The organism is Streptomyces sp. NPDC087859, from assembly GCF_044742595.1.
In the GTDB taxonomy this organism is placed as follows: domain Bacteria; phylum Actinomycetota; class Actinomycetes; order Streptomycetales; family Streptomycetaceae; genus Streptomyces; species Streptomyces canus_F.
Map to the genome: position 1 here is coordinate 1 of NZ_JBIUUU010000012.1, position 13,817 is coordinate 13,817.

The window sequence follows — 13,817 nt, forward strand, 5'->3', positions numbered from 1 at the left end:
CACAGCAGGGACACGAACCAGCGGCCCGCCACATCCCGGGACACCGTCACCGTGGTCGGCTCCGTGCCCTCGGGCAGCGGACGCGACCAGCGGATGTCCAGCGGCTCGGCCATCTTCGCCAAAGTCAGCTGTCCGTTGCGCCACGTGAAAGCGCTGCGGGTGTACTCGGCCGACGCACGCGACTTCTTCCGCGACTTGTAGCGCGGGTACTTCGCGCGCTAGGCGAAGAAGTTCCCGAACGCCGTCTGCAGATGCCGCAGCGCCTGCTGCAACGGCACCGAGGACACCTCCGCCAGGAAAGCCAGTTCCCCAGTCTTCTTCCATGCCGTGAGCGCAGCGGAGGACTGCACGTAGGAGATCCGGCGCTGCTCGCCGTACCAGGCCCGGGTGCGTTCCTCCAGCGCCTTGTTGTAGACGAGGCGGACGCAGCCGAACGTGCGGGACAGCTCAGCCGCCTGCACGCCGGTGGGGTAGAAGCGGTACTTGAACGCCCGCTTGACCTGCCGTGTCACGCCTCACACCGTATCAACTTCCCTGCTGGCGGCGGGTGTTGTCCGGTGGACGGCGCACGCCGGTCCGCACTGACGGCGAACCGGCCTTTCCTGCCCTGCTCCGCAGGAGCTTCGTTTCCTCCCCGGCCTGAAGGCCGGGGTATCCACGAAGGACAGACCCGATGAACTGACCGCGCACCGGACAGCCCAGAGCCTCTCGCGGTGCTGTCGGGAGCGACCCGCCTGCTTCAGTTCACGCGTCTCCCCCAGGAGGGGGTCGAAAGCGCTGGCCGCCGCCACAGGGAGTGTGTTCCCACCGGGCACGGGAGATGAACTGCCGACCGGAGCACGCTATCCGCGCCGACCGGGTACCGCCAGGACCGACCTGCATGGTCAAGGGGCGAAGACATAACGGACTTCATCACTCGTCAGCTACCGGATGCGTTCAGTCTATTGACGCGCACATTACAGAGGCTTTACGTTCCGGCACACTGAGAGCGCTCTCAGACTCCTCTTCTGTGAAGACTTGAGGTGCCGCATGCCATCCCCACGCAGACCGGCAGTGCTACTGCTCCTGGCCTCAGCCCTCGCCGCCGCAGGCCTCGTCCCGACCGCCGCACCAGCGGCCGCTGCCACCGTTCCCGTAGGTTCCGGCAGCTACTCCGACACCCGCCCCGCCGGCACGTCGGGGCCCACCACCAACACGGGAACACCCGTCACCCCCAAGCTGACCACCGCCGCACGCAACCGGCCGGTACCCACCAACGACTGGTGGTCCTCCCTCGCCTTCCAGCGCTACGGCGACAATCCGTGGTCAACCCCCATGTACGGCCACCCCCTCACCTACCAGGCCACGGCCGGCGGCCTCGACGTCGGCTACCCGACCTCGCCCGCGATCGTCGGCGACGGCCGACAGTACGAGTACGCCCACAAGCGCGACCTCACCATCGGACTGACCGGCCTCAACTCCCCCGACACCAAGGCCGACGACTGGTCCGACTGGACGGTCACTCCCCTGTGGTCCGACGGTGTCCGCACCCTGCGCACCACCATCGGCCACGGCTCCCCGTTCGTATACGCCAGGGGTTCCGGCGGCAACGCCCAGATCACCACCACCGCCGCCCCCACCGTCTTCGCCGACCAGACCAACGTCCTCGGCATCACCGTCGGCGGACACCACTACGCCCTCTTCGCACCGACCGGCAGCGACTGGAACGTCGCGGGGTCGACCATCACCACCGGGCTCGGCTCCAAGGACTACTTCTCCGTTGCCGTACTGCCGAGCACCGACGCACTGGCAACCTTCAAGAAGTACGCCTACAGCTTCGTCACCGACTCCAAAGTGACCTGGAGTTACACCGGCGGCACTGCACAAGCCACGTACGCCCTCACCACAGAGGCCAAGGAAGGCACCGAACGCGGCACACTCCAAGCCCTCTACCGCCATCAATGGCTCAACACCAGCGACGCCCTCACCTCCTACACCTACGTCTCACCGCGCGGCACCATGAAGGTCCGCGAATCGACCACGTTCACCACCAGCCAGAAGGCGGCAGGGGCCCTGCCCGCGCTCCCCAAGTCGGACGGTGTGGACACCGCCCGACTACGCGGCTACCTCAACGAAGTCGCCAATGCCGCCGATCCCTTCTCCGGCGCGAGCGACACCTACTGGACCGGCAAAGCCCTGGGCCGCCTCGCCCAACTCGTCCCCGTGGCCGAGCAGATCGGTGAAACCGGCACCCGTGACAAACTTCTCGGCCTGATCAAGGGCAAACTCCAGGACTGGTTCACAGCCGGCGGCGCGAACGAGTTCAGCTACGACAAAGACTGGAAGACCCTCACCGGCTATCCCGCCTCCTACGGCAGCGACACCGAACTCAACGACCACCACTTCCACTACGGCTACTACATCTACGCGGCGGCGATCGTCGCCCAGTACGACCAGGGATGGGCCGCCGACTCCGCATGGGGCGGCATGGTCAAAGCCCTCGTGCGGGACACCGCCAACCCCAGCCGCACCGACAGCTCCTTCCCCTTCCTGCGGGGCTTCGACGTCTACGCCGGCCACAGCTGGGCCTCCGGCCATCAGGGCTTTGCCGCCGGCAACAACCAGGAGTCCTCCTCCGAATCCACCAACCTCAGCGCAGCCCTCGTCCTGTGGGGCTCCGCCACCGGCGACACGGCGCTGCGCGACCTCGGCACCTATCTGCTGACCACCGAGTCGGAATCGATCGCCCAGTACTGGTTCGACGCCGACGAGCAGGTCTTCCCCTCCTCGTTCGGGCACGACACCGCAGGCATGGTCTGGGGCAGCGGCGCCGCCTACGCCACCTGGTGGACCGCCAACCCCGAAGAGATCCACGGCATCAACGTCCTTCCCGTCACCGGCGGATCACTCCACCTCGGCGGCGAGAAGGCCGCCATACGGCGCAACATCGCAGAGATGGAACGGGAGAACGGGGGCCCGGCCGTCGAATGGCGCGACATCCTCTGGGAGTTCCAGTCCCTGGCCGACCCTGCCACGGCCAAGGCCAAGTGGGATGCGGGTAACACCGGCTACACCCCGGAGGAGGGGGAATCCAAGGCACACACCTACCACTGGATCAACACCCTCGACGCGCTGGGCGCCCCGGACACCACCGTGACCGGCGACATCCCCACCTCCGCCGTCCTGGCCAAGGGCACGACCCGCACCTACGTCGCCCACAACTACGGAACGTCGACCCGGACCGTCACCTTCTCCGACGGCAAAACCCTGTCCGTACCGGCTCGTTCTACCGCGACCGGCACAGGGTCGGGATCAACTGACCCCGATCCCGACCCCGATCCGCCGACCGGGAACACCTTTCAGCTGCGCAGTGGCGGTGTCCTGACCACGTCAACCGGTGGCACCTCCAGCAGCGACACGATCGCCTCCGCGGGAGGCACCAACCACGACGGCACGCCGTACCAGCCCCTCGTCTACGAGGTCCGCGGAGTCAACGGCACCCTCACCCCGGGCGCCGGCACCACGTTCCGGCTCCAAGTGGACGCCGGCACCACGGTCGGGCTCGGCCAACAGGCACGCGTCAGCTACGACCTCACCGGTGACGGCACCTACGACCGGACCGAGACGTACAACTACTTCGCCACCGACCCGGTCAACGGCTGGGAGGAGTACACGCAGGCCCGCGGCCTCAAGGCGTCCACGGGCACACTGGGCAACCTCCAGGGCGGCACCGTCCGACTCGAGGTCTGGAGCGCCATCGGCAACGGCGCTGCCAAACTCCAGACGGGCACAGACAAATCTGTGGTGGTGATCCCCTACAGCTGAACCGGCGCTCACCATGTGGCGGGCAGCGGCGTACGTCCCTTGCCCGCCACATCCGCGTACTCGACAGACATTTGACGAAATGCAGCACCCCGCCGAATCACAAGCAGGCACCACCACAGATCCCGTACCGGAGCCGGCCGTGGCCAACTTCGTTGCCGGCGGCTACATCGGCACGGTGGTGATCGTGGAGTCGGAGGGCAACGGGCGGATGTGCCTGACGCTGCCCGAGAAAGTGCTTCCGTCCTTCGCCGACTTGGACGTCTTCCTTCAACTCCTCCGTCGGCGAGCACTTGACTTCCTCTCCCGCCTAAAGGAGGGGGATTCCAGCGGTCGCCCGCTGGGGTTCCGGCTTCACCGACGACTGCCCCGTCCGGGAGGACTCCCGTTGAGGTCGTACACCGTCTCCACAGGCAGACGCCGCCAGCCGGGCGGCAGCCGCCGGGGCTGGGCCGGGCCGGCGGGGCCCCACTCAGGCGGGGCTCCCCCGACCGGCGCAGCAGGTGGGCGGGTGCGTCAGATCCGGCCGCCGGTCAGGCGAGTGACCGGGCCGTGGTTGCGGCGCCCGGAGCGGCGGCCCACCGCATACGACGCCGTTGTCAGCGCGGTCACGCCCGCGCTCACACCGGCCACGACCAGCTTCCGGTTGGCGATCACCGTCCAGGCCGTCTTCGCCGTGGCAGCGACCTGGCCGGTCGTCGCGACAAGGGTCCGGCGGCCCGCCTCGACGCCACGGGCCAGTCCCTGCGACGCCCCGCCAGCCGCCTCGGCGGAACGCTCGGCCCCAGCCCTGACGGCCGACGCGGCATCGTCCGTCCCCTCCGCCACACGCTTCGCCGTCCGTGCGGCAGGTGCGGTCTTCTTGGACGCGGTCGCCCGCTTCGCAGTGTGCTGTTCTTTGTTCGTCTCTGTGTTCGGCTCAGTCATGGACTTCGCGTTGCCGCTCGTTCGGACCGCAAACCCGTTCGGCCACCGGCGCTGCCCAGAGTGAGGGACGGGCGGTTGCGGGGAACAGTGCTCTGAGCCACTGGTGAACAGGAGCCCCCGCGTCACCGCCGCGCGCACGGACCGGGTGTCGGTGATCAGGCCGGAACGCACCGTGCGTCACAGCCGACCTGATCCGGACGACGGGCCCTGACGTCCGGGCGCCCCCGCGCGCAGTCCGTCCATGACGAGATCCAGCAGGCGGGTGGCCTGTGGCTGCCAGTTCTCGTGGGGAGCGAGCTGCCACAGGCCGGCGATGGCCAGCATGAAGTCGTTGGTCGTGACGCCGGGACGGATCGTGCCCGCCTCCTCGCAGGCGCGGAGCAGGAGGTCGGCCGCGTCGATCACCGGGGTGTGGCCCGGCTTCGCCGCCTTCCCCGAGGAGGTGCTCAGGGCCTGGCGGATCGCGTCTCCCAAGCCGGCCTTGGTCATCGCGAACCGGGCGAGGTGGTCCATCCACGCGCGCAGCGCCCGGTCGGGCTCCCCGCTCTCCAGCAGCACGGACGCGGTGTCGGCGACCTGCTGCACCTCGTGGCGGTAGATCTCGAGTACGAGCGCCTCGCGGTTGGGGAAGTTCCGGTAGAACGTGCCCTGGCCGACGCCCGCCTTCTTCGCGATCGCGCTCAGCGGGGTGTCGGCGGCCCGGGACAGCTCGGCGAGGGCCACTTCCAGGATGCGTTCGCGGTTGCGCTGCGCGTCCGAGCGCAGGTGCGGGTCGTTCTTCTGGCCCACTCGTCCTCCTCGCCTACTCGTGTCCGAAAGGCAGCCCTTGAGAAGCGGACAGCTGTCCACTACGTTCGGACCAGGAGCGGACAGCTGTCCGCTTGAGCTCACTCTAGCGCCGGACTGACGCCCCGACGTGTCCGGGATACGCGAAAGAAGGCTGAACATGGCACCAGCCCCCTCCTCGACGTCCAGCGACATCACCCTGAACATCAACGGCGAGAAGCACACCCTTCCCGCCGACCACCGCACCACCCTGCTCGACGCCCTGCGCGAGCGCCTCGACCTGACCGGCACCAAGAAGGGCTGCGACCAGGGGCAGTGCGGCGCCTGCACGGTACTGCTCGACGGACGCCGGGCGGTGTCCTGTCTGCAACTCGCCGTGGCCGCCGAAGGACGCGAGATCACCACCATCGAGGGCCTGGCCGAGGGCGACCGACTGCACCCGATGCAGCAGGCGTTCCTCGACCTGGACGGCTACCAGTGCGGCTACTGCACACCCGGCCAGATCTGCTCGGCGATCGCGGTGATCGAGGAACACGCGGCCGGCTGGCCCAGCGCCGTCACCGACGACGTCCGCCCCGAGGCCGGACCACCACCCCTGAGCGCCGAGGAGATCCGGGAACGGATGAGCGGAAACCTGTGCCGCTGCGGCGCGTACGTCTCGATCGCCCAGGCCGTGTCCCGGGCGGCGGAAGCCCAAACCAAGGAGGCGGCGGCGTGAGGGAGTTCGCATACGACCGGGCCCTCGACGTCCCCAACGCCCTCGCCCTGCTCGACGCCGACCCCGACGCCCGCTTCCTCGGCGGCGGCACCAACCTCGTCGACCTGATGAAGACCGGTGTGGAGCGGCCCGCCCGCCTGGTCGACGTCCGCGAACTTCCGCTCGACGGCATCGAGGTGACGGCGGACGGCGGCCTGCACATCGGCGCGACCGTCACCAACAGCGACCTCGCCGCCCACCCCGAAGTCCGCCGCCGGTACCCGGCGTTGGCCCAGGCCGTCCTGGCCGGCGCCTCCGGTCAACTGCGCAACATGGCCACCGTCGGCGGAAATCTCCTCCAGCGCACCCGCTGCGGCTACTTCGCCGACGTGACCAAGCCCTGCAACAAGCGGGTGCCCGGCAGCGGTTGCCCCGCGATCGAGGGCGAACACCGCAACCACGCCATCCTGGGCGCCTCCGAGCACTGCGTGGCCACCCACCCCTCGGACATGGGTGTCGCGCTGACCGCCTTCGACGCGGTCGTCAACCACGAAACCGCGGACGGGCCCGCAGAGTTGCCCCTCGCCGACTTCTACCTGCCGGTCGGCGACACCCCGCACCGCGAGACCGCGCTGCCGCCAGGCGCGCTGATCACCGGCGTCACCCTGCCGCCCGCTCCGGTGGCCGCCCGCTCCCGCTACCGCAAGGTGCGTGAGCGCGCCTCGTACGCCTTCGCCATCGGCTCCGTCGCCGCCGCGCTCGACGTCCAGGACGGCGTCGTACGCGAGGTGCGCCTCGCCTTCGGGGCGGTCGCCTCCCGGCCCTGGCGGGCGACGGCAGCCGAACGCGTCCTGACCGGGGCGGACGCCGACGCAGAGACCTTCGCCGCCGCCGCGGACGCCGAACTCGCCGCGGCAAAGCCACTGCCGCACAACGCATACAAGGTGACCCTCATGCGCAACCTCGTCGTGGCCGTGCTGACCGAACTGGCAGAGGAGGCCGCCCGATGACCACCACCCCCACGGCACGCGAGAACGCCGTCGGCACCGCGCACACCCGCGTCGAGGGCCGCGACAAGGTCACCGGCGCCGCACGGTACGCCGGCGAGATCCCGTTCGCCGACCTCGCGCACGGCTGGCTGGTGCTGTCCACGGTCGCCCGCGGCCGCGTCCGCACCATCGAAACCGCCGACGTCCTCTCCATGCCCGGCGTGATCGCCGTCCTGCACCACGGCAACGCCCCGCGGGTCGAGACCGGCTACGTCGGGCTGCTGGGCGTCCCGGACCCGACCGCGGCCGTCTTCCAGCACGACCGGGTGCCGCACGCGGGCTGGCCCGTGGCACTGGTCGTCGCCGAAACCTCCGAACAGGCCCGGGAAGCCGCCGAAGCGCTGGTCGTGCACTACGAACAGGAACCGCACGACGTCGACTTCACCGGCGAGCACCCCGACGCGTACACGGTCGACAGCCACGGTCCGGCGGTGATCGAGAAGGGCGACCTTCAGGCCGAACTCGCCGCGTCCGCGGTCGTCGTGGACGCCGAGTACACCACCCCGGAAGAGCATCACAACCCGATGGAGCCGCACGCGGCAACGGCCCGCTGGGACGGTGGCCGACTCGAACTCGTCGACTCCAACCAGGGCACCTTCTGGGTCGCGAGCGAACTCGCGAAGATGTTCTCGCTCGACCCGGCCTCGGTCCGGGTGCGCTCCGAGCATGTCGGCGGCGGCTTCGGCAGCAAGGGGGTCCGTGCCCACCAGGTGGCCGCTGTGATGGCCGCGACCGAACTGCACCGCCCGGTACGGGTGGTCATGACCCGTCGGCAGATGTTCTCGCTCGCCGGCTACCGCAGCCCCACCCGGCAGCGCCTTCGGCTCGGCGCCGACGCCGACGGCCGGCTGCGCGCGCTGGAGCACCGTTCCCTGAGCGCCACCTCCACCGTGCACGAGTTCGTCGAGTCGGCCGCCGGCCCGGCCCGGACCATGTACGGCGCCGACGCCCACCACACCGCCAACCGGCTCGTACGACTGGACGTGCCGACCCCGACCTGGATGCGCGCGCCGGGCGAGGCGCCGGGGTCGTTCGCACTGGAGTCGGCGTTCGACGAACTCGCCGAGAAGTGCGGCCTGGACCCGATCGAACTGCGCGCCCGCAACGAGCCCGCGACAGGCCCGGTGTCCGGACTGCCGTTCAGCGGACGCAACCTGATCGCCTGCTTCCGGGAAGGCGCCCGCAGGTTCGGCTGGACCGACCGCGACCCGCGCCCCGGCCTGCGCCGCGAGGGACGCTGGCTGCTCGGCACCGGCACGGCCGCCGCCTCCTTCCCGGCCGGCGCCGGCCCGTCCACTGCGGCGGTGACAGCAGAGGCGGACGGTACCTACACCGTGGGGATCAACGCCGCCGACATCGGCACCGGCGCCCGGACCGCACTCACCCTCGTCGCCGCCGACGCCCTGGAGACCACACCGGAACGCATCCGCGTACGCATCGGCGACAGCGACCTGGGTCCCGCGTTCATCGCCGGCGGCTCCATGGGCACCCGCTCCTGGGCCTGGGCGGTCACGATCGCCGCCGGGGAACTGCGGGAACGGCTCGCCCTCGGCGCCGACATCCCACCGGAGGGGATCACCGTGCGGTCCGACACCACGGAGGCCATCGGCGCCCTCGCCCAGAAGGAACGGCACTCCTTCGGCGCCCAGTTCGCCGAGGTCGCCGTGGACCCGGCCACCGGTGAAGTCCGCGTGCGCCGCATGCTCGGCATCTTCGCGGCCGGCCGGATCGTCAACCCGCTCACCGCCCGCAACCAGTTCGTCGGCGGCATGACCTGGGGCATCTCCATGGCCCTCCACGAGGAGGCGGTCCGCGACCGGACCCTGGGCAGCCACTACGGCGCCGACCTCGCCGGCTACCACGTCGCCGCCCACGCCGACGTCCCGGCCATCGAGGCGGACTGGATCGACGACCCGGACCCGGAGGACCCGGTGGGCATCAAGGGCATCGGCGAGATCGGCATCGTGGGCGCGGCGGCGGCCGTCGCCAACGCGGTCTGGCACGCGACCGGCGTACGCCACCGGGACCTGCCGATCCGCCCCGACCGGGTCCTGATGGCAGGCGCCCATGCTTGACCTCGCCGAGGAACTGCACCGCTGGATGGAGGAGGGCCGCGCGTTCGCCGTCGCCACCGTCGTGGCCGTCGGCGGCAGCGCCCCGCGCGGACCCGGCGCCGCCCTCGCCGTCGACAGCGAGGGCACGGTCATCGGCTCGGTCTCCGGCGGCTGCGTGGAAGGGGCGGTGTACGACCTCTGCGTCCAGGCACTGCAGGACGGCGAGACGGTCGTCGAACGGTTCGGCTACAGCGACGAGGACGCCTTCGCGGTCGGGCTGACCTGCGGGGGGATCATCGACATCATGGTCACCCCGGTCGGCGCGGACGCGCCCGCGCGGCCGGTGCTCCGATCGGCCCTGTCGGCCGCCGCCCGGGACGAGCGGGCAGCCCTCACCCGCGTCGTACGCGGCCCCGCCGAACTCCTCGGCACGGCACTGCTCGTGCGGCCGGGCGAAGCGAGGCGGGGGTCTCCTCGGGCGGAGGCCGGGGCAGGCTCGTACGAAGGCGGTCTCGGCGGGCAGGCGGAGCTGGACCGTACGGCGGCCGGCGAAGCCCGCGCCCTGCTGGACGCGGGCCGTACCGGCACGGTCGAACTGTCGGCGGACGGCTCGCGCTGCCCCGGCGGACTGACTTTGCTCGTCGAGTCGAGTGTGCCGCCGCCCCGCATGATCGTCTTCGGGGCGATCGACTTCGCTGCGGCACTCGTACGGGTGGGCAAGTTCCTCGGCTACCACGTGACCGTATGCGACGCCCGCCCCGTCTTCGCCACCAGAACCCGCTTCCCCGAAGCCGACGACGTCGTCGTCGACTGGCCGCACCGGTATCTGCGAGGCACCGCGACCGACGAGCGCACGGTGCTGTGCGTGCTCACCCACGACGCCAAGTTCGACGTGCCCCTGCTGGAAGCGGCCCTGCGGATGCCGGCCGCCTACGTCGGCGCGTTGGGCTCACGGCGTACACACGCCGACCGCGAGCGACGGCTGCGCGAAGCGGGCCTGAGCCACCAGGAGTTGTCCCGACTGCGGGCGCCGATCGGCCTCGATCTCGGTGCCCGCACACCCGAGGAGACCGCCCTGTCCATCGCGGCCGAGATCGTCGCCACCCGTCGGGGCGGGACGGGCACGCCCCTGACCGGGTCCGGTAGGCCGATCCACCACGAGGAGACGGACGGCGCGAAGCCCGGCCCCGGACCCCGTCCCACCACACACTCGACGGGCACGCGATTTTCATCGAGTGGGATCCTTCCTCCGCAGGTTCGATCTTGACGATCCGCACACGGCGGACCTGTGGACGTGGCTGGCCAGCCCATCGCGCTGCCGAAGTACCCGCTGTTGCTTGAGCCCCTCCAAGGTGCAGCGCCTCCGAAGGGTCGGCACCGAGGGGCCCGTAACGGGGCGATGGCGGCATACCGGACCTCGGCGTCGATGCCGTGAGCCAGCATCCGCTGATGCTTGACCGTCGAGTGCTGGCAGATCAGCTCAGCCCACACCGAGGACTGGCCAGCACGGACCATGCCAACCTTGGTCCTGGCGTTGCGCCACTTACGGCCGACGGTCGGGCAACGGAAGGGGGCGCCCTTCTCTCCGACGAAGATGAGGCCGTCTTCGAGCTACCGTACGGCGAGATCGCCGAGGCCATCAGGAAGCCCGCGGCAGCACAGGTTGCCGGTGCTCAGTGCCGGTATACGGCTGTCGCGATCTCGACGAGGGATCGGATCAACGGGTTGGTGTCACCTTCGTTCCATACCGCCACGGCTCGGCTCGGCGCCATGTCGATCAGCGGTACCACGGCGAACTCGGCGGGCAGCTCGTGTCCGAGCGGGGCCAGGCCGACCGTGGCGTTCCACAGCACGGCCTGCTGGCATTCCTGGACAGCGCGCACCACCGGGCCCTCGCGCGGCCTGCCGCCGTTCCAGTACGACTGCCAGAGGGAGTCGGTGCCCTGCGGGAACTGAAACCAGCGGCGGTCGCTCAGGTCGACCAGCCGCAGCCGTTCGCGGCGGGCCAGCGGATCATCGGCGCGCAGAACGACTCCGACCGGATCGGTCCGCAACACACGGACCGTCAGGGCGGTCTCGTCAAACGGCGCTCGAGTCAAGGCGACATCGACCAGCCCGGCGCGCAGCCCACACGTCGGATCGGTCAGATCGGTCTCGCAGATACGGATGTCGATACCGGGATGGCGCCGACGGTAGGCGGCGGCCAGCTGGGCCACGGCCGGGTCGGTGCCGTCACCCAGGATGCCGACGGTCAGGGTCGCGACGCCGGCCGCCGCGCTCACGCGTGCACGGACGCGATCGGCATGGTCGAGTAGGGCCCGCGCCTCATCGAGCAGCACCGTGCCCACGGGAGTGAGCGTGACGCCGGCAGGCGAGCGGGCGAACAGCGGGGCCCCGACATCGGCCTCCAACTGCTTGATCGCCCGGCTCAGCGGCGGCTGGCTCATGTGCAGTCGGGTGGCGGCCCGCCCGAAGTGGAGTTCCTCGGCGACCGCCACGAAGTAACGCAAGGTCCGTAGCTCCACGCTGCAACAATACCCACGGGGTATCGGCGCTGCGGGATAGGTCTTGGACAACAACAGGGCCCCGGCGGTGCACTCGTGACCATGACCGAAGAAGCCAAGACCAACGAGCCGCGGGCCGCCTCCGCCGCAACTGTGGTGGGTCCCGGCGACGGGGAGACGATCGTTGTGGGCACCACACGCATGCGCGTGCTGGAGGACGGCAGCCACACCGGGCACCGCCTCGCGATCGCCGAGTCCGTCCTCGCCCCGCACACCCAGGGACCGCCGCAGCACCGCCACACCCGACACGACGAGGGCTTCTACATCCTCTCCGGCACCGTGCGGTTCACCGTCGAGGACGAGGACTACGACGCCACCGCGGGCACGCTCGTGATGGTTCCGCCCGGTACCCCGCACACCTTCGCCAACCTGACCGGCCAACCCGCCGTCATGCTCAGCACATTCACCCCGGACCTGTACGTGCAGTACTTCCGAGACCTCCAGGACATGCTCGCCGGCGGCCGACCGCTGACGCCACAGGCCAACATCGAGGCGATGAGCCGCTACGCGACCGAGCCCGCCACCGACCTCACCTGAAGCCGACGGAACGCACGGCCGCCCTCCTCTCGACCGGCGGGGCAGCGGCGCTCCCGCCTGTCGGCATCCGGGCCCCTCGGACGGCGGACCGGGCCTGCTCCAGGGCTCTATAGGTAATCGACGCAATCGACGGGTCCCCGAAAACCGGCGGCCCATGAACGGGAACTATGAACATCGCCTATTGGATCGTCGCGGGACTTCTCGCCCTCTTCTACTTCTATGCGGGCACGATGAAGATGCTCCGCAGCCGCGATCAACTCCGACCGATGATGGCCTGGGTCGACCGCATACCGCTGCCCGTCGTGAGAGCGCTGGGGACGGTCGAAGTACTCGGCGCGACCGGACTGATCCTGCCGCCGCTGACCGGCATCGCTCCCTTCCTCGCGCCAACCGCGGCCATCGGTTTCCTACTCCTGCAGATCGCTGCAGTCGCCGTCCACCTGAGCGGCGAAGACCGCCGGATCATACTCAACGTCGGGCTCATCGCCACCGCGGCCATGACCCTCTGGCTGGCCATCAGACTGTGACCGAGCACCGTTGTCGACCGGTGGATGCGCCTGAGAGCCAGCCCCCACGGCCACCGTCACATCTCATGCACATCGAACACGAGGCCACCTACGTGCCGTTCGATGGTGTGTCCATCCGCTGAGGAAACTCATGTAGCTCATGTAGAACGGCCAACCACCCGGTGCGACAACGCGTGCCGTCGGTGCGCACGGCCGTCAGGCGGCCCGTCTAGTCGTCGGCGATGCCCCCCGACGAGGTCCATCACCCGGCAGGGCTCGCGCCATGGAATCTCCTGACCCCACGTTCCGTCGTTCCATCCCTATCGCCCGTGTCGCGCGGTGTTCCAGGCCGGGACGGCCCTGCACTGCTCAACTCGTGAACCGCCTCCATGTCGCCGCCGCAAAATTTCAGATGGCCGAAGAAGCCCAGCCTGGTGGCGCCGCTTTCGTCCCGTAGCCAGCCCGCCTGGTCGCCGGACAGGGTGAAGTGGTCCGCCACCCTGTCCGGACCCAGACCCCGCCCCGCTGACAGCCCCATTCGTCACCCCCGTCCCCCGCGTTCGGGCTGAACGGTATGCGCGCCGGTGTACAGCGGGGACGGATATCGGCGAAGGACTCCCTGCGGAAGGCGGACTTGGTGGATGGGCCGCTGCCGAAGACTGTCATCGACGTCAGCTCTGGCCCAGGGCCGCCGCGGTGGCCACGCACGGGAGCGATGTGCTCGACGAGGTTACCGACGGCCGGCTGCGGACCAGGAACCTGCGGACCGTCAACCCCCTGGCGGACCAGACCGTCCTCAAGCCGGTGATCGCCGGTGTGACCGCGGGCTCAAAAGCGCGGGCACAGTGTCGCCGGTCGGGCGCCTGTCCATGGGTGAGTGGGGCTGGCGCATGGAC

At 70.0% G+C, this 13,817-nt stretch carries 10 protein-coding genes and 3 pseudogenes; 7 read left to right on the top strand and 6 right to left on the bottom strand.

What is annotated here, in order from left to right:
• A pseudogene (locus ACIOHP_RS28370) lies at positions 1-512 on the bottom strand (RNA-guided endonuclease InsQ/TnpB family protein); the annotation flags it as partial.
• Between the two features lie 517 nt (positions 513-1,029).
• On the opposite strand from ACIOHP_RS28370, the gene ACIOHP_RS28375 reads away from it, so the two are divergent.
• On the top strand, positions 1,030-3,804 hold the full coding sequence (locus ACIOHP_RS28375; protein ID WP_401891889.1) for a glycosyl hydrolase: 2,775 nt from the start codon (positions 1,030-1,032) through the stop codon (positions 3,802-3,804).
• Positions 3,805-4,111: 307 nt separating this feature from the next.
• Here the strand turns inward: ACIOHP_RS28375 and ACIOHP_RS28380 are convergent.
• The 3 genes and pseudogenes from ACIOHP_RS28380 to ACIOHP_RS28390 all read right to left on the bottom strand — a co-directional run.
• Positions 4,112-4,237 (bottom strand): annotated as a pseudogene (locus ACIOHP_RS28380) (RNA-guided endonuclease TnpB family protein); the annotation flags it as partial.
• Positions 4,238-4,317: 80 nt separating this feature from the next.
• The gene (locus tag ACIOHP_RS28385; protein WP_401891890.1) at positions 4,318-4,728 is read right to left on the bottom strand and encodes a hypothetical protein; all 411 of its coding nucleotides are present in this window, start codon (positions 4,726-4,728) and stop codon (positions 4,318-4,320) included.
• A 177-nt stretch (positions 4,729-4,905) separates the two neighbouring features.
• Positions 4,906-5,517 carry a TetR/AcrR family transcriptional regulator gene (locus tag ACIOHP_RS28390; protein WP_401891891.1) on the bottom strand — a complete coding sequence of 204 codons (612 nt, stop codon included), beginning with the start codon at positions 5,515-5,517 and terminating at the stop codon, positions 4,906-4,908.
• 157 nt (positions 5,518-5,674) lie between these two features.
• Between ACIOHP_RS28390 and ACIOHP_RS28395 the strand changes: the two genes are divergently transcribed.
• From ACIOHP_RS28395 to ACIOHP_RS28410, 4 genes are read left to right on the top strand one after another with little or no spacing between them, the layout of a single operon-like run.
• Positions 5,675-6,232: a (2Fe-2S)-binding protein gene (locus ACIOHP_RS28395; protein WP_401891893.1), complete on the top strand. Its 558-nt coding sequence runs from the start codon at positions 5,675-5,677 to the stop codon at positions 6,230-6,232.
• Entirely contained in the window at positions 6,229-7,221 is a 993-nt protein-coding gene (locus tag ACIOHP_RS28400) for an FAD binding domain-containing protein (RefSeq protein ID WP_401891894.1), read from the top strand. Before ACIOHP_RS28395 ends, ACIOHP_RS28400 begins: the two co-directional genes overlap by 4 nt.
• Positions 7,218-9,335 carry a xanthine dehydrogenase family protein molybdopterin-binding subunit gene (locus ACIOHP_RS28405; RefSeq protein ID WP_401891895.1) on the top strand — a complete coding sequence of 706 codons (2,118 nt, stop codon included), beginning with the start codon at positions 7,218-7,220 and terminating at the stop codon, positions 9,333-9,335. Before ACIOHP_RS28400 ends, ACIOHP_RS28405 begins: the two co-directional genes overlap by 4 nt.
• Positions 9,328-10,581, top strand: a complete 1,254-nt coding sequence (locus tag ACIOHP_RS28410) for an XdhC family protein (RefSeq protein WP_401891896.1) — start codon at positions 9,328-9,330, stop codon at positions 10,579-10,581. Before ACIOHP_RS28405 ends, ACIOHP_RS28410 begins: the two co-directional genes overlap by 8 nt.
• A gap of 143 nt (positions 10,582-10,724) precedes the next feature.
• Here the strand turns inward: ACIOHP_RS28410 and ACIOHP_RS28415 are convergent.
• Together ACIOHP_RS28415 and ACIOHP_RS28420 are read right to left on the bottom strand one after the other, a co-directional pair.
• Positions 10,725-10,919, bottom strand: a pseudogene (locus ACIOHP_RS28415) (site-specific integrase); the annotation flags it as partial.
• A gap of 68 nt (positions 10,920-10,987) precedes the next feature.
• Entirely contained in the window at positions 10,988-11,839 is an 852-nt protein-coding gene (locus ACIOHP_RS28420; protein ID WP_401891898.1) for a LysR substrate-binding domain-containing protein, read from the bottom strand.
• 81 nt (positions 11,840-11,920) lie between these two features.
• Between ACIOHP_RS28420 and ACIOHP_RS28425 the strand changes: the two genes are divergently transcribed.
• Entirely contained in the window at positions 11,921-12,415 is a 495-nt protein-coding gene (locus ACIOHP_RS28425; protein WP_401891899.1) for a cupin domain-containing protein, read from the top strand.
• Positions 12,416-12,582: 167 nt separating this feature from the next.
• A complete protein-coding gene (locus ACIOHP_RS28430) occupies positions 12,583-12,942 on the top strand; it encodes a DoxX family protein (protein ID WP_401891901.1) in 360 nt (119 codons plus the stop codon).
• The last annotated feature ends 875 nt before the right edge of the window (positions 12,943-13,817 follow it).

Bases quoted from the DNA above. Each gene is read 5' to 3' on its own strand.
- ACIOHP_RS28375 (WP_401891889.1), top strand. From the start codon at position 1,030: ATGCCATCCCCACGCAGACCGGCAGTGCTACTGCTCCTGGCCTCAGCC.
- ACIOHP_RS28385 (WP_401891890.1), bottom strand. From the start codon at position 4,728: ATGACTGAGCCGAACACAGAGACGAACAAAGAACAGCACACTGCGAAG.
- ACIOHP_RS28395 (WP_401891893.1), top strand. From the start codon at position 5,675: ATGGCACCAGCCCCCTCCTCGACGTCCAGCGACATCACCCTGAACATC.
- ACIOHP_RS28405 (WP_401891895.1), top strand. From the start codon at position 7,218: ATGACCACCACCCCCACGGCACGCGAGAACGCCGTCGGCACCGCGCAC.
- ACIOHP_RS28410 (WP_401891896.1), top strand. From the start codon at position 9,328: ATGCTTGACCTCGCCGAGGAACTGCACCGCTGGATGGAGGAGGGCCGC.
- ACIOHP_RS28425 (WP_401891899.1), top strand. From the start codon at position 11,921: ATGACCGAAGAAGCCAAGACCAACGAGCCGCGGGCCGCCTCCGCCGCA.
- ACIOHP_RS28430 (WP_401891901.1), top strand. From the start codon at position 12,583: ATGAACATCGCCTATTGGATCGTCGCGGGACTTCTCGCCCTCTTCTAC.